Here is a 19,530-nt window from a genome sequence, read left to right as displayed (position 1 = left end):
CGGCCGGTAGCCGCCTCGTCGTTGGTTCACCTTCAACAGAAATCAACGAATACACCGACAGGAATCTCGTGGACATCCTGGGTTTGATCAGTACCTACATCAAGGTCGTGGAAGCCGGCAGCATCGCCGGGGCTGCCCGCGGCCTGGGCCTGAGTGCGGCCGCGGTGAGTCAGAGCCTGACCCGGCTGGAGGCCCATCTGGGCGTGCGCCTGCTGTCGCGGACCACGCGCCGCCTGGCCATGACGGAAAGCGGCGCCCGCTATTTCGACAAGGTCCGGTACATCCCGCAGGAGGTCGAGAGCGCCGCCCAGTCGGCGACCCTGGAAAGCGAACCCCAGGGCGCGCTGCGAGTGGCGACCACCGCCGCCTTCGGCCGGCATCTGCTGGCGCCGCTGCTGCCGACATTCAAGCGCCGCTATCCCGGCATCGACATCGAACTGATCGGCTCCGATCGGCGCCTGGATCATCGCCTGGAACAGATAGACGTCAGCCTGAGGATCAAGGCGCAGCTCAGCGACAGCCTGGTCGCCCGGCGCATCGCGTCCCGCGCCTTCCTGTTCTGCGCGGCGCCCGCGTATCTGGCGCACGCGGGCACGCCACACACTCCGGAAGACCTGCAGCAGCACGCCTGCCTGCTGTTTCGCTACCCTACCGACGGTCGCTATCTGCCCTGGCGGTTCGAGCGCGACGGCCAGGTCTTCGAGGCGGCCACGCGCCCCGGCTTCGTCTGCGACGACATCGACATGCTGGCGCAGATCGCGGTGAACGGTGGTGGCATCGCGCGCCTGGCGGACTTCGTCGCCCTGCCGCTGATCGAGGGCGGGCAGCTGGTACCGCTGTTCGGCGCAGAGGGCCAGGGCGTCACGTCGGCCCGGTCGGAAGCCATGGATATCTATGCCTGCGTCGCCGAACGCTCGGCACTGACCGGCAAGGTGCGCGCCTTCATCGACTTTCTCGAACAGGCCTTGCAGCCGAAATCCGGCCAGGGCCCTGGTCGCGATCCTGACCAGGGCCGCGCGCTCAGGCGCGCAGTACCAGGATGTTGATGTCGGTGTGCCGCAGCATGTGAGAGGTCTGACTGCCCAACAGGAAGCGCCTGGCGGCGGAATGGCTGTAGGCGCCCATCACCAGCAGATCGGCCCGGGTAGCCTGGACCCGATTGGGAATCACCTCTTCCGGATGCCCGGGAACGAGCTGCGTCGTCACCACACTGCCACAGGACCTCAAGAGATCCGCGGCGGCTTCCAGTCCAGCCAGCCGGGCCGGAGTGGCGTCGCCGACCTGCAGGATCTCGCCTTCGAGCCCAGACAACAGCAGGCTCTTCGCGACACGCAACAAGCCCTGATGGGTGGCTTCGCTGCCATCGTAGGCGACCAGAAAGCGCCGGGGCTCGGTGAAGTCGGTAGCGCAGACCAGGATGGGTTTGTGCAGCGTCCGCACCACCGTTTCCAGCTGGCTGCCGATGCCACGACTGCCAGAATGCTGCCCGCGCTTGCCGATCACCAGCACACCCAGCTCCGCCTCCAGCTCGTGCAGGGTATCCGCCAGATAGTCATGGCGCTGGAGCGTCGTTGGGACCGCCGCCACGCCTCGCTCGCGCAACCGCTGCAGAGCCCCATCCAGCAGCGCCGCGCCGTCAGCCCGCGCCAGACGGGCACGCTGCTCGTCCAGGCGGGCCAGCTCTTCGAGCAGGTGCTCGCGCGAGCCGAGACCGATGGCGCCGCTGGTGTCGGGTGAGCTCGGATAGAGGCTGCGTTCCAGGACATGCAGCAGGGTGATGGGTAGCGTTAGGCGGTGGGCCAGCCAAGCGCTGTGGTCGCAGACGCTGCCCGCCAGGGGCGAGCCGTCGATACAGGCGATGATCTTGCTCATAGGTGTCTCTCCTCAGTGGCCCAGCAGTTCACTGCCGGCCCCCGGCTTGTCGTGGATGCCGAAGCGATCGACCAGGGTCGCGCTGGCCTGGTCGAGGTCGAGGACCTGCACGGTCACGCCTTCCCGGCGATACCTGAGCACGACCTTGTCCAGGGCGGCGACGGCGGTGATGTCCCAGAACTGGGCCGCCTTGAGATCGATGCGGACCTCGTCCAGCACCTCCTTGAAGTCGAAGGCGTCGATGAAGGCCGCGGTGGACGAGAAGAACACCTGGCCACGCACCTCGTAGACACGAATGCCGGGCGCTTCCAGACGGGACGTCAGCCTCAGCTGGTGCCCCACCTTGTTGGCGAAGAACAGCGAGGCCAGCAAGACCCCGACCAGCACGCCGAGCGCCAGGTTGTGGGTAGCGACCACGACCACCACGGTGGCCACCATCACCAGGTTGGTGGAGAGCGGATGGCGCCGCAGATTGCGGATCGAATCCCAGCTGAAGGTGCCGATGGACACCATGATCATCACCGCGACCAGCGCCGCCATGGGGATCCGCGCGAGCCAGTCGCCAAGGAACACCACCATCAGCAGCAGGAAGACACCCGCACAGAGGGTGGACAGCCGGGTTCGCCCGCCGGATTTCATGTTGATCACCGACTGGCCGATCATGGCGCAGCCCGCCATGCCGCCCAGCAGGCCGGCGGCGATGTTGGCGATCCCCTGCCCCTTGCACTCGCGATTCTTGTCGCTGGGCGTGTCGGTGATGTCGTCGACGATGGTGGCCGTCATCAGCGACTCCAGCAGCCCCACCACGGCCAGTGCCAGGGAATAGGGCAGGATGATCAGCAGGGTGTCGAGGGTCAGTGGCACCTGGGGCCAGAGCAGCACCGGAAGGGTATCGGGCAGCTGTCCCATGTCACCCACCGTGCGGATATCCAGCCCCAGGGCAAGGGAGACGCCCGTCAGCACCAGGATGCACACCAGCGGCGACGGCAGCAGCCGGCCCACCATCGGCAGCAGCGGGAACAGATAGATGATGCCCAACCCGGCGGCGGTCATGGCGTAGACCTCCCAGCCGACATGGGTCAGCTCGGGCAACTGGGCCAGGAAGATCAGGATCGCCAGGGCGTTGACGAAGCCCGTCACCACGGAGCGGGACACGAAGCGCATCAGCGCGCCCAGACGCAGGTAGCCGGCGGCGATCTGCAGCACCCCGGTCAACAGGGTCGCGGCGAGCAGATACTGCAGGCCGTGCTCCTTGACCAGGGTCACCATCAGCAGCGCCATGGCGCCGGTAGCCGCCGAGATCATTCCGGGGCGACCGCCGACGAAGGCGATCACCACGGCGATGCAGAAGGAGGCATAGAGCCCCACCTTGGGATCGAGTCCGGCGATGATGGAAAAGGCGATGGCTTCGGGGATCAGCGCCAGGGCGACGACCAATCCGGACAATACATCGTTCTTCACATTGGAAAACCAATGTGTTCTGAGGGTATTCAACATAGACAACTCGCACCTGTGCCTGACCCGTCAAGCGAGTGGCAGACGCCGGATCAGGCGTGAATTCCAGGGTTGGCAGCCGCCACGTCGCGGGCGCGACAAGACGGCAGAGGTCCTTGCAGCGAGGCAAGGACGAGGGAGGCGCGAGCTATGGGGGACTGGGTTGCCAGTCGCGGGAAGGGAAATGCATGCGCCGAGGGTATCACGAAAGAACGAGCGCTTGTAGACCGTGCCCGCCGGTGTGGCCGGGCGTCAACCTGCCCTCACCGGCTTCCGCCATCGCTGACAAGGTAGGTAGCCCGGTTGATCCCACGCGGCAACCGGTCCGGCGTCCGGGTGATCAAACCGATGTCCTTGGCTGCGTCGTAGCCCAATCGTCGTCTGTTGCTTTCGGAGGACAGCAGGGTGGTGAGCTCCTCCGGGGTCAGCTTGAGACAGCCCTTGTAGATCTCGCGGAACTTGAGGTTCTCACGCTCGACGTCCTCGAACGCCTGCTTGGCCTGGTCCGGCTTCATGTAGCCGTTGACGGCGATGGCCGCCGCGGCCGGATGCAGGAGAAAGCTGGCGAGTGGCGCGGCATAACGATCTTCGGCCGCGCAATAGATCATGGTGGCGGATGAATCCGTCGCAGCGGCGTCGATGGTATTGATGTGCAGCGGATAGTGGCGGATGAACTCGTAGGCGACATAGCCCGCCTCCATGCTGCCGCCAGGGCTGTTGAGGTAGAGATTGACGTTCTTGGTCGCGGGATACTTGAGGGCGATGTCGCTCAGGGCAGCCAGCAGGGAGCTGACCGAGCGGTCGTTGATACCGCTGTTGAAGTACACCGACGCGGTGTCGGCACTGGCAGCAGAGCCTTCTCCGCGGATGACGGTCATCTCGGCGGAGGCCTCCGTCAGGCAGCCTGCGGCCAGCAAGGCCAAGGCCCCGGCGGACAATCGCTTCGCAACGTTCGAACGTCTCATCCCTGCTCGCTCCCAGGTCGGCAACCGGCCAAAGACCTGAAACGCTAGAGCGTGAGACTTAAGATCGGCTTAAGGCAGGGCGGCCTGCCTTGATCGCCGCGCACTCAGTCCTTTTTCAGCAGCCCGGCCAGCCCGGCGAAGGGGTTGTGGGTGGCCTGGGCCACCTTGGGCGTGCTCAGCGAGCTGTCGCTGAAGTACTGCTGATCGGTGTAGCGGCTGTGCTCGTTGTCGTGGCAGTACAGGCAGAGCAACTCCCAGTTGGAGCCGTCCTGGGGATTGTTGTCGTGGTTGTGGTCACGATGGTGCACGGTCAGTTCGCTCAGGCGCTTGCCGGCGAACTCGCGGGCGCAGCGACCGCAGACGTGGGGATACATCTTCAGCGCCTTGTCACGATAGCCGCGTTCGCGCTCGCGCTGGGTCTCGGCGAGGATTCGATCCAGCTTCGAGGTATCGGTAGCCATGCTGCACCTGGGTAGTCGGGTAGAAAGGCCCAGTATAGCCCGGGCCCGGCCTGGCCGGTGAGCGCCCGTCATTGACTCCGACTGCCGAGCGCCCTGCCTGCCGGGAGCGCAGCGAAGTCCGGAAATCGTCCTTCGCTGCAGCCTGCCTTCGCCTAGAGGCGCATCCCCACTGCCAGCCGGTTGAAAGCATTCATCAGCGCCACCGCGAAGGTCAGGTCGGCGATTTCCGCGTCGCTGAACTGCGCCTTGAGTGGTTCGTAGGCCGCATCGGGCGCGCCCTTGTCGGCGACGGTGGTCAGGGTCTCAGCCCACTCCAGGGCCGCGCGCTCGCGGGCATCAAAGAGGTTGCTGATGCGCCAGCCGGCCAGACGATCCAGCTTGGCCTGGCTGACGCCCTGCTCGCGCAGGGTTTCGGCGTGCTTGCCCAGGCAGAAGGCGCAGCCATTGATCTGGGAGATGCGCAGATAGATCAGCTCCACCAGCTCCAGGCCCAGCGAACTCTGCGCCAGGGCCTGGCCCGTGGCGATCAGGCCCTGATAGGCGGCGGGTGAAAGGGTGGAAAACGGCAGTCGCAGTTGGCTCATGGTTTACTCCGGGTAGCGGTCACAGGGTTGGCGAGCGCGCGGAAGGGCACCTCGCGGGAGAGTTGTTCACGGACAGACGCCAGGGTGTCGGCCACATCAGCCGGGTCGCCGACCAGGCCTTCCAGATAGATGAAGTGCAGGTCGAACAGCCCGAGCGTGCCCAGGGCATGGCGCAGGTAGGAGGTGAGGAAGTCCGGCTGCCGCGCCTGGGGGCCACGGTGATGACCACCCGAGCCGACCAGCAGGTAGACCGGCCGGTCTGCCAGCAGACCGCGCTTGCCCTCCGTGGTGGACGCGAAGGTGCGGCCGATGCGCAGCACGTAGTCGAGCCAAAGCTTGAGCGCCGCAGGCAGGGTGAAGTTGTGCAGCGGCGTATTGATCAGCAGCAGGTCGCTGGCCTCCAGTTCGCCAATGAGGGCCTCGGACAGGGCGAATACCGCTGCCTGCGGTGGCGTGCGCCGGGTCAGGGCCTCGGCATAGTCGGTGCTCAGCGGCGGCAGCGGCATGGCGGCCAGATCCCGCTCCAGTACTTCCAGGCGAGGCCAGCTCAGCCTCAGCGCGGCCCGGAGTTCACCGGCCAGCCGATAGCCCTGGGAGGTGGCCGGACGTGGGCTGGCGTTGACATGGAGGGCGGTCTTCATGGCGTCACCGCCCCCGTCAGCCGCTCGGCGAAATGCAGGCCGCGGGCGAGCAGGCCCTGGCGGAAATAGAAGCGCTGGGCCAGCGGCATGTGCAGACCGGTATCCAGGATCAGATGGGAGCAGCCGCGATCCAGGGCTTCGCTGCGGACCGCCGCCAGCAGCCGTCCACCCAGGCCGTCGCGCTGACGAGCCGGCTGCACGACCAGATCATCGACATAGAGGAAGCGGCCGTAGAGCAGATTCTCCAGCTCGCGATACCCGGCCAGACCAACCACCTCGCCCTCCTCCAGGGCGGCCAGCAGCCGGTAGCCCTGGGCCGCCTGGCGCTGGAGTTGCGCCTGGTAACGTTCGGCATCGTCCAGATGCGGGCGCAATATCCGCATCAGCGTCAGGCTGGCCAGGCACAGCGGATGATCGGGCAACAAAGGCTGGAAGGTCAGGGGCATGACGGCTGTCTCCGGGAAAGATGACCCACTCTAGGCAGCCGATGGCCTAGGCTATAGAGCCAAGAAAGATACAAACGACCAGGCCATGACCCTCACCGCTGCCCTCGACAGTCGCCTCGCCCTGCCGCTCTACCGGCAGCTCTATCAGCGCTTTCGCCAGGCGCTGGACGAAGGGCGCCTGCGACCCGGTGACCGGGTGCCTGCGGTGCGCGCCCTGGCGGCAGAGCTGAACGTGGCCCGGGGGACGGTGGAGATGGCCTATCAGCAGCTGATCGCCGAAGGCTTTCTGCTGCCGCGCGGTCCGGCCGGGACCATCGTCTCGCCCCAGTGGCGTTGCCCGGCCGCTCCAGCACCGGCCGTACCCTCCTCACCGGACGCCGCGGCGATCCATGCCGGTGGCGCGCCGCTGCCCCTGCAGCTGGGCCTGCCGGCGCTGGACGCCTTTCCACGCAAAGGCTGGACGCGCCTCGCCACGCGGCAGTTGCGCAGCCAGGGCCTGGAAGGACTGGTCTATCCCGATGCCCGGGGTCACGCCGGTCTGCGCGCCGCCATCGCCACCTACCTGGGCCTGTCCCGCGGGATCGCCTGTCGTCCGGAGCAGGTGTTCGTCTGCGCGGGCTATCGCGCCTGCCTGGACCTGGTCGTCCAGACGCTGCTGGCACCTGGCGACGCCTGCTGGTTCGAGGAGCCCGGCTATTTCATCGCCCGCCAGGCGCTGCAGGACGCCGGCCTGGATCTGGTACCGGTGCCCGTGGACGCGGCGGGCCTGGACGTCGCCGCCGGTCTCGCCCGGGCCCCGGCCGCCCGGAGCGCCCTGGTCACCCCCAGTCACCAGAGTCCGCTGGGCGTGTCCCTCGCCCTGCCTCGGCGGCTGGCACTGCTGAACTGGGCGATGCGGCAGGACGCCTGGATCATCGAGGACGACTACGACAGCGAATACCGCTATCAGGGCAAGCCGCTGCCCGCGCTCAAGAGCCTGGATGACGGCGGTCGGGTGATCTACACCGGGACCTTCAGCAAGGTGCTGTTTCCCGGTCTGCGCCTCGCCTACCTGGTGGTACCGCCCGCGCAGGTCGCCGCCTTCGGTCGCAGCGCCGACCGGCTGCACAACCATGCGCCCCTGCTGCTGCAGGCCACCGTGGCGAGCTTTCTGGAAGAAGGGCATTTCGCCCGCCATCTCAACCGTATGCGCAGTCTCTACCGACAGCGCCGCCAGTGGCTGGCCGAGGCGCTGGCGAACAGCCTGGGGGACGCGGTGCGGATCGACCTGCAGGCCGGCGGGCTGCACCTGCTGGCGCGCCTGCCGCAAGCCGGTGATCGCCGCTGGGCGGAGGCAGCCCGGGCCGACGGCCTGGGGGTTCAGGCCCTGTCGCGCTGGTATCTGGAAACGCCCCAGGCCCAGGGGTTGCTGCTGGGGTTCACCAATGTCGCCAGCGCGGCGGAAGCCGGCGAACTGGCTCGCCGACTGGCCCGCCTGGAACGCTGACGGCACCTTCTTCGCGCCTGTCCTTCGCGGCGGACCGTCCGCCAGTGCCTCTGCGAAGCGCAAAAATGTTTATTGCGTCACACAAAACTTTTTCAGGAGTGACCGCTCAAAGACCAGGCTCGGAGGCTCTAGCCTACCACTCTTGCGCGGATATCGGCCTTTTTCGGCCTGCATTCGGCTAGGCGCGGCGCGACTGGAGTCATCCGCGGTATCGGCACTATCAGGAGCCACGCGTCCCCACCGTCGACGCAAGACACGGATCAGTCTCGTTCCCCTCCGCTAGCTTGCCGTACCCCAAACGTTGCCCCCTGGGCGTGAGTCGACAACCTGGCGCGTGAGGCCTTTCCATGCTGCAACAGCTGACCATCGCGAACAAACTCAGACTCGGCTTCGGTGCCATTCTGGTCATCATCCTGGCGCTGATCCTGGCGGCCTGGCAGGGCTTCAACCAGGTCAACCAGGCTGTCCGGCAGAACATCCATTCCTACCACGTCCTGCAGGATTCGGATGCGGCCCTGCTGGCGCTGGTCAACATGGAAACCGGGATGCGCGGTTTCGCCCTGACCGGCAAGGAAGAATTTCTCGATCCCCTGAACAAGGGCGAGCAGCAGTTCGCCGAGCAGTTGCAGGAACTCACTCAACTCACCCGCGACAACCCTGAGCAGCAGGCCGGCCTGGCTCAGCTGGGCCAGGCCAAGCAGCAGTGGAACTCTGAGTCCGTGCAGCAGATCCTGGCCCTGCGCCGGCAGGTCAATGCCGGTACCCAGCCGCTGGACGCCCTGACCGCGCGCATCGCCACCGCCCAGGACAAGGGCAGGATGGATGGCATGCGCGAATTGCTGGCACAGCTCAAGACCCGCGAGAATCGCCTGCTGGACGGCCGCACCCAGTCGATGGACGACGCCAAGCAGCAGGCCCTGACGATCCTGATCAGTGGCGGCGTGCTCGCTACTCTGCTGGCGCTGGGCATCGCCTGGTCGCTGACCCGCACCATCGTGGGCCGGCTGGCCCAGACCGTCGCCGTCGCCCGTACCATCGCCGCCGGCCAACTGGATTCACCGATTCCCGCTGGCGGGCGCGACGAACTGGGCCAGTTGCTGACCGCCTTCGCCCAGATGCAGGACAAGCTGCGCGGCATGATCCAGGGGATCAAGCAGGGCACCGATCACCTGGTCGCCGCCTCCCACAGCATCTCGGCCAATTCCCAGCAGCTGTCCGCCGCCGCCCAGGAACAGTCCAGCGCCGCCTCCAGCATGGCGGCTACCGTGGAAGAGCTGACCGTCAGCATCAACCATGTTTCGGACAATGCCGGGGAGGCCCATGACCTCTCCAGCCAGTCGGGCCGGCTGGCCCAGGACGGCGGCCAGACCATCCAGGCCTCGGTGGACAGCATGAGATCCATCGCCGGTACCGTGCAGTCCTCGGCCACCCGCATCGGCGAACTGGGCGAGCATTCCGAGCGGGTGTCCTCCATCGTCAGCGTGATCAAGGGCATCGCCGACCAGACCAACCTGCTGGCGCTGAATGCCGCCATCGAGGCGGCGCGGGCCGGCGAACAGGGACGCGGCTTCGCCGTGGTGGCCGACGAGGTGCGCCAGCTGGCGCAACGCACCACCAACTCCACCCAGGAGATCGCCGCCATGATCGAGAAGATCCAGGCGGCGACCCAGGCGGCCATGAGCGACATGGAGGTGGGCGTCCGCCAGGTCAATGGCGGGGTCGACCTGGCCAACCAGGCGGGTGAGGCGGTGGTCAGCATCAACACCGCCTCGGACAAGGTGGTGCGGGTGGTCAACCAGATCTCCCTGGCCCTGCGCGAGCAGACCGCTGCAAGCCACGACGTCGCCCGTACCGTGGAGCGTCTGGCGCAGATGGCCCAGCAGAACAGCGAAGCCATCGACGAGACGGTGCAGACCGCGGTGTCCCTGGACGCCCTGGCCAACGACCTGAATCGCCAGATCAGCCAGTTCCGCTGCTAGCGCCAGGCCTCCCCGCAGCCCGTCCCCCTCGATCCCGGCACCTGGCCGGGATCGACTTGCCGAAACACCTCGCAACATTCATCCAGCGCAACGGTCACAAAGGCGTCTCCCTCAAGGCCTGCGCCCTGCATGAAAACCCCGCGTCCCGTCGATCGTCTCCCCCGTCTCAACCAACTGCGCAATCTGAAAATGGCCCGTTCCGCCCACGCCTATGTGCGCGGCAGCACGGTGCAGTTCTACGAGTGGCTGCACAGCCAGCCCGGCCGCAACCTGCCCAATGGGCCGGCGGTATGGATCTGCGGCGACTGCCATGCCGGCAACCTGGGCCCCACCGGCGACCTGCACGGCTCCACCGACGTCAACATCCGCGACCTGGACCAGACCGTGGTCGGCAATCCGGCCCATGACCTGGTGCGCCTGGCGCTGTCGCTGGCCACCGCGGCGCGCGGTTCCGACCTGCCGGGGGTGACCACGGCGCGGATGCTCGAAGAGATGATGCGCGGCTACGAGATAGCCTTCGAGGATGATCTCGAGCGCGAGGTGCCGCGGCCGGCCCAGGTCAAGGCCGGCATGCGCAGTGCGGTGCAGCGCACCTGGAAGCACCTGGCCAAGGAGCGCATGGAAAACACTCGACCCAAGCTGCCGCTGGGCAAGCACTTCTGGCAGCTGAGCAAGGCCGAGCGCCAGGCCATCGCCGAGTTGTGCGAGACGCCGGGCCTCCATGCCCTGGTGACCTCGCTCAAGGGCCGCAGCCACGACAGCCGCGTCGAACTGCTCGACAGTGCCTACTGGGTCAAGGGCTGCAGCTCCCTGGGCCTGCGCCGCTACGCCGTGCTGCTGGGCGTGGACGATGGCGATGACCAGGACTACTGCCTGATCGACGTCAAGCAGGCGGTGGCCGCCGCCGCTCCGCGCGTGGCCCATGCCACCATGCCCCGCGACAACGGCAAGCGGGTGGTGGAAGGTGCCCGCCAGCTCTCCCCGGCCCTGGGCAATCGCATGCTGGCGGTGCGCCTGCTGGATCACTCCTTCTTCATCCGCGAATTGCTGCCCCAGGATCTCAAGCTGGAACTGGACGAACTCAGCGCCCGCGAAGCCATGAGCGCCGCGGCCTACCTAGCCCGGGTGGTCGGCCGCGCCCACGCCCGGCAGATGGACTTGGCCACCCGCGTCGAGTGGATGAGCGATCTGCAGCGCAATCGCACCCGCACCCTGGATGCGCCCTCCTGGCTGTGGAGCAGCGTGGTGCAACTGGTGGGCGCCCACGAGATGGGCTACCTGGCCCACTGCCGCGCCTATGCCCTGGAGCATGCGCAGGATTGAGGCCACCGTGAGACCGGCCCAAGGCTAACCGCCTCGGGCCGCGCTTCTCCCTCCCGCCCTTTCTCCAGCGGCCTGACCGGTCCAACCCTGGAGCGGCAGGCGGAGCCCACCTGATCCTCGACCACCTGCCCACTTCGTCGATCCGCTCGATCACGCATTGTGCGCCCTTCAGGCTTTAACTAAAATGAGACGCTTTATCATTTAAGACCGGCGCTCGCGCCAAGGATCTTCCATGCGCCCTGCCCTGTCTTCCGGCTCGCCCACCGTCGCCCTGGATCGGCTCTATCGCGATCATCACGGCTGGCTCAGCGGCTGGCTGCGCGGGCGGCTGGGCAACGCGCCGGATGCGGCGGACATCGCCCAGGACACCTATCTGCGCATCCTCAGCTCCGGACGGCTGCCGCTGCGTGAGGACTCGCGGCGCTATCTGGTGCAGGTGGCCAAGGGGCTGGTGATCGACCTCTGGCGACACCAGGAGGTGGAGCGCGCCTATCGCGAAGCCATCGCCCATCTCCCTGAGGCCCAGGTGCCTTCGCCAGAGACGCACTGGCTGATCGTCGACGCCCTGCTGCGCATCGATGCCATGCTCGACGGCCTGCCCGGCCCGGTACGGGAAGCCTTCCTGCTGGCGCAATTCCAGCGGTTGACCCTGGCCGAAATCGCCGTGCGGCTGGATCTGGCGGTGATCACCGTACGTCGCTACATCCAGCGCGCCCTGGTGGCTTGCCTGGTGGCCGGCGAAGCATGAGTCCTCCCGCGTCGCAGCTGCTCGAAGAAGCGGCCGAGTGGTTACTCACGCTGAACTTCGACGACGCCGACGAGGCGCAGCGCCAGGCCTTCGAGTGCTGGCGAGCGCAAAGCGAGGCCCATCGCGCAGCCTGGGCACGGGCCGAGCGGGTCATGGGTACCTTCGCCAGCGTTCCGCTGGATATCGGTCAGCAGGCGCTATGCCGCGCAGGTGACCCGGCCCTCAGCCGGCGGCGCACCCTGCGCCTGCTCACCGCCCTGCTGGTGGGGGCTCCCAGCGGCTGGCTGGCCCTGCGCACCCTGCGACTGGATACGCTGGGTGCCGAGCTGACGACCGCCATCGGCGAGCGGCGCTCCCTGCTACTCGCCGATGGCAGCCAATTGGTGCTGAACAGCGACTCCGCCCTGGACGTACGCTTCGACGAAGGCACCCGCCGCCTGCACCTGCGACGGGGCGAGGTGCTGGTGACCACCCATGCCGATCCGGTCGTGCCGCGCCGACCCTTCGTGATCGACCTGGCACAAGGCGAGATCGAGGCCCTGGGCACCCGTTTCAGCGTGCGGTTGGAAGAGGCGCTGTGCCGGGTCGCGGTCTTCGCCCACGGCGTGGAGCTGCGTCCGCAACGGGGCGCTGCCGTACGGCTGGCTGCCGGGCAACAGGCCTGGTTCAATGCCTACGGCGTGCGGCGCCTTGCCTCGGTAGACGAGGATGCCAGCCTCTGGACGCGCGGCATGCTGGTCGCCCACGACCGCCCGCTGGACGAGGTGCTGGCAGAACTGGGTCGCCATCGCCCAGGCCTGCTGCGCTGCGACCCGGCCGTCGCCGGGCTGCGGGTGTCCGGCGCCCTGTCACTGGACGATACCGACCAGGCCCTACTGGCGCTGCAACGCACCCTGCCGATCCGCATCACCCGTCGCACCCGCTACTGGGTGGCGGTGGGCGCCCCCTGAACGTCAACGACGTCGCCGAAAAAAGTCCGCGCCCCCTGAGCACTTTTCCGCGCTCGTCCGGGATAGCTGCAGACACCCTCATGGGGAGCGGTGGCAGCCCGCGCCTGGTGCGCTTTAGAGGACGGCAACACGACATGGCAAAGATCCACCGGCAGCAACCCGGCACCCGACGCTTCACTCCGTTGATCCTGGCCGTCGCCCTGCAGGGCGTGCCCCTGGCCGGTGCCGGACTGGCCCTGCTGCCCCTGCCGGCCCTGGCCGCCGCGGAGGGGCGTGACTACCGGATTCCCGCGGGTCCGCTGAACGCGGTACTGGCCCGCTTCGCCGCCACGGCCGGGGTCCAGCTGGTGTTCGATCCGGCGCCGCTGGCCGGTCGCAGCAGTCCGGGGCTGCAGGGCCGCTATACCCTCGACCAGGGCTTCGAGCACCTGCTGCGTGGCAGCGGCTATCGCTGGAGCGAACGCGGTGCCGGTATCTACGCCCTGGAAGGTGGTAGCGCCGAGGCCGCCCTCGCGATGCCCGAGACCGTCATTCAGGCCAGTGCCGCAGGCGGCGGCGCCGATGTCGGCTACCGGCGCCCGGTCAGCACCAGCACCACGCGCCTGGGACTGAGCGAACGCCAGACGCCCCAGGCGATCACCACCCTGACCCGCGACCAGGTCGAGGATTTCCGCCTGCAGAGCATCAAGGAAGCCCTGCGCGCCGCCCCGTCGGTGACCGTCGAGCAGACCGAGACCGACCGCACCCAGTTCACCTCGCGCGGCTTCGACATCAACAGCTTCCAGTACGACGGCATGGGCATGCCCTTCGTCAGCACCACCCTGGTGGGCGACCAGGATCTGGCGGAATACGAGCAGGTGGACGTCCTGCACGGGGCCAATGGCCTGATGAGCGGCACCGGCAATCCCTCCGCGGCGGTCAACTTCGTCCGCAAGCGGCCCACCGCCGAGTTCCAGGCCAGGCTCGGCGCCAGCGTCGGTTCCTGGGACAACCGTCGGGTGGATGCCGATGTCTCCGGCCCCCTGACCGAGACCGGCAACGTGCGCGGACGCTTCATCTACGCCCACGACAAGGGCAATTCCTGGCTGGATCGCTATGGCCATGAAAAGAACATAGCGGCCGGTCTGGTGGCCTTCGACCTCAGCGACGCCGACACCCTGACCCTGGGTTTCTCCCAGCACAACAGCGACGCCAACGGCAGCTCCTGGGGCAACCTGCCGCTGGCCGACGCGAACGGCGCTCCGCTGCACTACGGCCGTCGCAGTTCCAGCATCGGCCAGGACTGGACCTACTGGAATCTGGATACCCAGCGTGTCTTCGGTGAATTCACCCACGACTTCGGCAACGGCTGGCAGGGTACCCTCACGGCGACCGGCGTCACCGAGCGGCAGAACGCCGACATGTACTACATCTTCGGGGTCAGCGGCGACGACGCCACTGCCTTCGGCGACCACTCCGCCAGCAAGGCGCACCAGCTGATCGGCGAGGCCAGGCTGTCCGGTCCCTTCGAATTGTTCGGCCGCGACCACGAACTCACCCTGGGCGCCAGCTACGGCCGGACCCACCAAAAGTTGCGCGAAAAGATCCTCGCCGAGGACGGCTACTACCCCACCACCCTCTCCGGCTCCCTGGCCGGCGTCCCCGAGCCGTCGCTGCAATACACCGACGACAGCGGCCATACCCAGGACTTCATCGATCGCCAGAAGAGCCTGTTCGCCGGCGCCCGCTTCAATCTGATCGACGACCTGCACTGGATCGTCGGTGCGCGGATGCTCAGCGCCGATGCCAGCGGCCTGAGCTATGGCGACGACTACTACACCCGTGCCCATGGCGAGGTCACCCCCTATACCGGCCTGGTCTACGATCTGAATCCGCAGTGGAGTCTCTATGCCAGCTGGACCAGGATCTTCAGCCCGCAACACAGTTTCGGCCTGGATGGCCGGCTACTCGATCCGCTGGAGGGCAAGAGCCTGGAAGCCGGCATCAAGGGCGGCCTGTTCGACGATCGCCTGAGCCTGACTGCCGCGGTGTTCAAGACCACGCAGCGCAACGTGGCCGCCACCTCGGTGCTCGCCGGTTCGCGCTATCTCTATGACACCACCGACTACCAGAGCCATGGCCTGGAACTGCAGGTCTCCGGCGAGGCGCTGCCCGGTCTGGACCTGCTGGCCGGTTACACCTATGTCCGCATCGACGACGCGGACGGCGAGCGGGCGCGCAAATTCGTGCCCAGCCACAGCCTGCGAGGCCTGGCGACCTATCGCCTGCCAGGCCTGCCCCAGGCCAAGGTCGGCGCGCGGCTGAGATGGCAAAGCGGTATCGAGAACGACAACAACAGCCGCATCCGCCAGAACGCCTATGCGCTGGTGGATGTGCTGGGCAGCTACGATTTCGACGAGCACTGGAGCACCCAGCTCAATCTCAACAACCTCACCGACCGCAAATACCTGCTGTCGCTGTACAACAACGCCACCAGTGGCAACTACGGTGCGCCACGCAACGCGACGCTGTCGGTCAGCTACAACTTCTGAGACTGGGCAGGCGGCCGCTGAGACCTCCGTCCCGTCGTCCGCCATCGCCCGGCGATCCTTTGCGCCGTGCCGCGGTCCGAATCTGCACGCTCTCAGACAAGGTTTCCGCCCGTCATGCCCTCCTCCCCCCGTCCCGGTTTCGTCTCCGTCCGCGGTGCCCGCGAGCACAATCTGAAGAACGTCGATGTGGACATCCCCCGCGATGCCCTGGTGGTCTTTACCGGGGTGTCGGGCTCGGGCAAGTCGTCGCTGGCCTTCGGCACCCTCTATGCCGAGGCCCAGCGGCGCTATTTCGAATCCGTGGCGCCCTATGCGCGGCGGCTGATCGACCAGGTCGGGGTGCCCCAGGTGGAGGCCATCGAAGGCCTGCCACCGGCGGTGGCCCTGCAGCAGCAGCGTGGCCAGCCCAGCAGTCGCTCGTCCATGGGCAGCGTGACCGGGCTGTCCAGCCTGGTGCGCATGCTCTACTCCCGCGCCGGGCGCTACCCCGCCGACCAGCCGATGCTCTATGCCGAGGACTTCTCGCCCAACACGCCCCAGGGTGCCTGCCCGGAGTGCCACGGCCTGGGCCGGGTCTACGAGGTGACCGAGGCCTCCATGGTGCCGGACCCCTCGCTGACCATCCGCCAGCGCGCCATCGCCGCCTGGCCCACCGCCTGGGGCGGGCAGAATCTGCGCGATATCCTGGTCACCCTGGGCTATGACGTCGACACGCCCTGGCGCGACCTGCCGCAACAGCAGCGCGACTGGATCCTCTTCACCGAGGAGCAGCCCACGGTGCCGGTCTATGCCGGCCTCACCCCCGAGCAGACCCGCGCCGCGCTCAAGCGCAAGGCCGAGCCCAGCTATCAGGGCACCTACACCGGGGCGCGGCGCCATGTGCTGCACACCTTCGCCAACTCCCAGAGCGCCAAGATGAAGCAGCGCGCGGCGCGCTTCATGATCGGCCAGACCTGCCCGCTGTGCCACGGCAAGCGGCTGACCCGGGCGGCGCTCTCGGTGACCTTCGCCGGCCTGGACATCGGCGAGTTGTCGCGGCTACCGCTGGACGACCTCACCGTGCTGCTGCGCCGGGTCGCTGCCGGCGATTTCGACGAGGCGAAGGATGCCCGCGTGCTGGACGCCAAGGCCGGTAAGCAGGATCGCGCCCGGCGCAAGGCCGCCGGCGGCAGCGATCACGCCAGTGCCCCGGACGTGCGCCGTACCCCCGATCTTTCCCCGGAAAAGCGCCTGGCCGCCCAACGCATGGCCACCGAATTGCTGGAACGGCTGCAGACCCTGACTCGCCTCGGCCTCGGTTACCTGGCACTGGAGCGTAGCACCACCACCCTCTCCTCCGGCGAATTGCAGCGGTTGCGCCTGGCGACCCAGCTGGTGTCCCAGTTGTTCGGGGTGGTCTATGTGCTGGACGAACCCTCCGCCGGTCTGCATCCGGCCGATGGCGAGGCGCTGCTGGAAGCCCTCGACGGCCTCAAGGCCCAGGGCAATTCGCTGTTCGTGGTGGAGCACGACCTGGCCACCATGAAGCGTGCCGACTGGCTGGTGGATGTCGGTCCCGCGGCCGGCGAAGGCGGTGGCCGGGTACTCTACAGCGGCCCGCCCGCCGGTCTGGCCGAGGTCGAGGAGTCGGTGACGGCGCGCTATCTGTTCGCCGCGCCGCAACGCGAGACCCGGCCGCCCCGCGAGCCCCAGGGCTGGCTGCGGCTGGCCGGGGTCACCCGCAACAACCTGCAGGGTCTGGACGCCGCCTTTCCGCTGGGCTGCCTGACGGCGGTGACCGGCGTCTCCGGTTCGGGCAAATCCAGCCTGGTCAGCCAGGCGCTGCTGGAACTGGTGGGCGCCGACCTGGGCCAGCGCGCCGCCGAAGATGGCGACGAAGCCCCGGAACTGGACGGCGATGCCCTGCCCGCCACCACCGGGCAGGTGGTCGGTGGCCTCGGCGGCATTCGCCGGCTGGTGCCAGTGGACCAGAAGCCCATCGGCCGCACGCCGCGTTCGAACCTCGCCACCTACACCGGGCTATTCGACGGGGTGCGCAAGCTGTTCGCCGCCACCCCAGAGGCCCAGGAACGCGGCTTCGACGCCGGACGCTTTTCCTTCAACGTCGCCAAGGGCCGCTGCCCGACCTGCGAGGGCGAGGGCTTCGTCAGCGTCGAACTGCTGTTCATGCCCAGCGTCTATGCCGCCTGCCCCACCTGCCAGGGCGCGCGCTACAACCCCGAGACCCTGGAGGTGCGCTGGCAGGGCAAGACCATCGCCGAGGTGCTCGGCCTGACGGTGGACGAGGCCCTGGCCTTCTTCGCCGAGGAAGCCCCGGTGGCGCGCGCGCTGCGGGTGCTGGCCGACATCGGCCTGGGCTATCTGCGCCTGGGCCAGCCGGCCACCGAACTCTCCGGCGGCGAGGCTCAGCGCATCAAGCTGGCCACCGAACTGCAGCGCACCAGCCGAGGCACCACCCTCTATGTGCTGGACGAACCCACTACCGGTCTGCACCCGGCCGACGTGGAGCGCCTGATGCGCCAGCTGCACGGCCTGGCCGACGAAGGCAACACGGTGGTGCTGGTGGAGCACAACCTGCAGGTGGTGGCCGGCAGCGACTGGCTGATCGACATCGGCCCCGGCGCCGGCACGGCCGGTGGCCGCATCGTCGCCTGCGGCACGCCCCGCGCGGTGGCGGACGATCCCGCCAGCCCCACGGCGCCCTATCTGCGGCCCCTGTTCGACTAGCCTGCCAGCGGTGCCACGCTGCGGCGGCAGGCCGCCAGCACCAGCAGCGTCAACGTCGCCGCCAGGGCACCGAACTGGAAGGTGGCGGCGGAGCCGAGGAAGTGCCAGAGCGCGCCAGCAATGCTGCTGGCCAGCAGCAGGGCGACACCGCTGACCAAGTTGAACAGGCCGAAGGCGGTACCGCGCAATTCGGCCGGGGCGGTGCGGGCGACCATGGCGGCGAGCAGGCCCTGGGTCATGCCCATGTGCAGGCCCCAGAGCAGGACGCCCAGCGCCAGACCGGTCCAGCTGCTGCTGAAGGCCAGGGCCAGGTCGGCCAGGATCAGCAGCACCAGGCCCCAGGCCAGCAGCGCGCGATGGCTGACCCGGTCGGACAGCGCCCCCAGCGGATAGGCCGACAGCGAGAACACCAGCTGCATGCCCACCATCACCAGCGGCACCAGCGCCAGGGGCACGCCCACCTGCTCGGCCTTGAGCACCAGGAAGGCCTCGCTGAAGCGCGCCAGGGTGAAGACGCCGCCGAGCAGCGCCACCTGCCAGAAGGCCGCCGGCAGTTTGCGCAGCTGACTGCGAGTGAGCGGATTGGTGCGTGCCTGGACGATGGCCGCCTGGGGCTCATCCAGCCCGAAATACAGCAGGGCCACGGCGATAAAGGCCGGGATCACCGCCACCCAGAACACCGCGCGGAAATCGTTGGCCCAGAGCAGCATCAGCCCCACCGCCAGCAGCGGACCGAGAAAGGCGCCGAAGGTGTCCAGCGACTGGCGCAGGCCATAGGCGGCGCCGCGGATCTCCGGCGGCGTGACGTCGGCCACCAGGGCGTCGCGCGGCGCCCCGCGGATGCCCTTGCCGATGCGATCCATGAAGCGCGCGCCGAACACCAGGCCGGCACCGCTGGCCAGGGCGAACAGCGGCTTGCTCAAGGCGCCCAGGCCATAGCCCAGCACCGCCAGGCCCTTGCGCTTGCCCAGGTAGTCGCTGATGACGCCGGAAAAGATCTTGGTGATGAGCGCGGTCGCCTCGGCCACCCCTTCGAGGATGCCGATATAGAGCACGCTCAGGCCCAGGCCGGTGGCCAGGAACAGCGGCAGCAGGCTGTGGATCATCTCCGAGGAGATATCCATGAACATGCTCACCCCACCCAGAATCCAGACCCCGCGGGGTATCCGTCGCCAGCTCGCCGTCATCGTCACGCCCCTGTCCTCCTTGATCCTGTCCATCCCTGCCTGGCAGCAGGCAAACCGGTCGAAACTAGCATGACGATTGCCCGAGTCTCTACGGAGAAGACATCCCCCGTTACACTGGGCGCCGCTCTTTCCTTCG

Annotated in this window: 17 protein-coding genes and 1 pseudogene; 10 read left to right on the top strand and 8 right to left on the bottom strand. The window is 67.8% G+C overall.

The genetic code is table 11. The features are described 5' to 3' along the window. Positions 1 to 68 precede the first annotated feature (68 nt). On the top strand, positions 69 to 1,046 hold the full coding sequence (locus tag QE444_RS09610; protein WP_133859754.1) for a LysR family transcriptional regulator: 978 nt from the start codon (positions 69 to 71) through the stop codon (positions 1,044 to 1,046). Here the strand turns inward: QE444_RS09610 and QE444_RS09605 are convergent. The 7 genes from QE444_RS09605 to QE444_RS09575 all read right to left on the bottom strand — a co-directional run bounded on the left by QE444_RS09605 (position 1,021) and on the right by QE444_RS09575 (position 6,463). Next, positions 1,021 to 1,872 carry a universal stress protein gene (locus QE444_RS09605; protein WP_273862610.1) on the bottom strand — a complete coding sequence of 284 codons (852 nt, stop codon included), beginning with the start codon at positions 1,870 to 1,872 and terminating at the stop codon, positions 1,021 to 1,023. The two genes, QE444_RS09610 and QE444_RS09605, sit on opposite strands and share 26 nt — an antisense overlap. A 12-nt stretch (positions 1,873 to 1,884) precedes the next feature. Next, positions 1,885 to 3,369 carry a SulP family inorganic anion transporter gene (locus QE444_RS09600; RefSeq protein WP_273862611.1) on the bottom strand — a complete coding sequence of 495 codons (1,485 nt, stop codon included), beginning with the start codon at positions 3,367 to 3,369 and terminating at the stop codon, positions 1,885 to 1,887. A gap of 260 nt (positions 3,370 to 3,629) precedes the next feature. Then, entirely contained in the window at positions 3,630 to 4,244 is a 615-nt protein-coding gene (locus tag QE444_RS09595) for an ATP-dependent Clp protease proteolytic subunit (protein ID WP_309738124.1), read from the bottom strand. A 191-nt stretch (positions 4,245 to 4,435) separates the two neighbouring features. After that, a complete protein-coding gene (locus QE444_RS09590) occupies positions 4,436 to 4,792 on the bottom strand; it encodes a YajD family HNH nuclease (RefSeq protein ID WP_133859758.1) in 357 nt (118 codons plus the stop codon). A 152-nt stretch (positions 4,793 to 4,944) separates the two neighbouring features. Next, positions 4,945 to 5,376, bottom strand: coding sequence for a carboxymuconolactone decarboxylase family protein (locus QE444_RS09585; RefSeq protein WP_280311481.1), 432 nt, complete (start codon positions 5,374 to 5,376; stop codon positions 4,945 to 4,947). After that, the gene (locus QE444_RS09580) at positions 5,373 to 6,017 is read right to left on the bottom strand and encodes an FMN-dependent NADH-azoreductase (RefSeq protein ID WP_133859760.1); all 645 of its coding nucleotides are present in this window, start codon (positions 6,015 to 6,017) and stop codon (positions 5,373 to 5,375) included. The genes QE444_RS09585 and QE444_RS09580 overlap by 4 nt, the downstream gene beginning before the upstream one ends. Beyond that, complete coding sequence (locus QE444_RS09575; protein ID WP_133859761.1) at positions 6,014 to 6,463, bottom strand: GNAT family N-acetyltransferase; 450 nt, start codon at positions 6,461 to 6,463, stop codon at positions 6,014 to 6,016. The genes QE444_RS09580 and QE444_RS09575 overlap by 4 nt, the downstream gene beginning before the upstream one ends. A gap of 85 nt (positions 6,464 to 6,548) precedes the next feature. Here QE444_RS09575 and QE444_RS09570 point away from each other — a divergent pair, with 85 nt between their 5' ends. From QE444_RS09570 to QE444_RS09540, 8 genes and pseudogenes are all read left to right on the top strand, one after another. Further along, entirely contained in the window at positions 6,549 to 7,949 is a 1,401-nt protein-coding gene (locus QE444_RS09570) for a PLP-dependent aminotransferase family protein (RefSeq protein ID WP_309738120.1), read from the top strand. Between the two features lie 347 nt (positions 7,950 to 8,296). Continuing rightward, a pseudogene (locus QE444_RS23560) lies at positions 8,297 to 9,070 on the top strand (CHASE3 domain-containing protein); the annotation flags it as partial. After that, complete coding sequence (locus QE444_RS23555) at positions 9,065 to 9,928, top strand: methyl-accepting chemotaxis protein (protein WP_405046466.1); 864 nt, start codon at positions 9,065 to 9,067, stop codon at positions 9,926 to 9,928. The pseudogene QE444_RS23560 and the gene QE444_RS23555, both read left to right, overlap by 6 nt. Positions 9,929 to 10,057: 129 nt before the next feature. Further along, positions 10,058 to 11,251: a DUF2252 domain-containing protein gene (locus tag QE444_RS09560; protein ID WP_208694483.1), complete on the top strand. Its 1,194-nt coding sequence runs from the start codon at positions 10,058 to 10,060 to the stop codon at positions 11,249 to 11,251. 232 nt (positions 11,252 to 11,483) lie between these two features. Next, entirely contained in the window at positions 11,484 to 11,999 is a 516-nt protein-coding gene (locus QE444_RS09555; RefSeq protein ID WP_187978734.1) for a sigma-70 family RNA polymerase sigma factor, read from the top strand. Then, positions 11,996 to 12,949, top strand: coding sequence for a FecR domain-containing protein (locus QE444_RS09550; protein ID WP_309738115.1), 954 nt, complete (start codon positions 11,996 to 11,998; stop codon positions 12,947 to 12,949). The genes QE444_RS09555 and QE444_RS09550 overlap by 4 nt, the downstream gene beginning before the upstream one ends. A gap of 134 nt (positions 12,950 to 13,083) precedes the next feature. Then, a complete protein-coding gene (locus QE444_RS09545; RefSeq protein ID WP_273862617.1) occupies positions 13,084 to 15,480 on the top strand; it encodes a TonB-dependent receptor in 2,397 nt (798 codons plus the stop codon). A 114-nt stretch (positions 15,481 to 15,594) separates the two neighbouring features. Continuing rightward, entirely contained in the window at positions 15,595 to 18,207 is a 2,613-nt protein-coding gene (locus QE444_RS09540) for an excinuclease ABC subunit UvrA (protein WP_280311477.1), read from the top strand. On the opposite strand, the gene QE444_RS09535 is transcribed toward QE444_RS09540, so the two are convergent. Continuing rightward, positions 18,204 to 19,337, bottom strand: coding sequence for an MFS transporter (locus QE444_RS09535; RefSeq protein WP_285387596.1), 1,134 nt, complete (start codon positions 19,335 to 19,337; stop codon positions 18,204 to 18,206). The genes QE444_RS09540 and QE444_RS09535 overlap by 4 nt on opposite strands. Between QE444_RS09535 and QE444_RS09530 the strand changes: the two genes are divergently transcribed. After that, positions 19,330 to 19,467: a hypothetical protein gene (locus QE444_RS09530; protein WP_263259209.1), complete on the top strand. Its 138-nt coding sequence runs from the start codon at positions 19,330 to 19,332 to the stop codon at positions 19,465 to 19,467. The genes QE444_RS09535 and QE444_RS09530 overlap by 8 nt on opposite strands. Positions 19,468 to 19,530: the final 63 nt, after the last annotated feature.

The sequence above is a fragment of the Pseudomonas sp. SORGH_AS_0199 genome, from assembly GCF_031453735.1.
In the GTDB taxonomy this organism is placed as follows: domain Bacteria; phylum Pseudomonadota; class Gammaproteobacteria; order Pseudomonadales; family Pseudomonadaceae; genus Chryseomonas; species Chryseomonas aestiva.
This window is presented reverse-complemented; position numbering and strand designations above follow the sequence as displayed.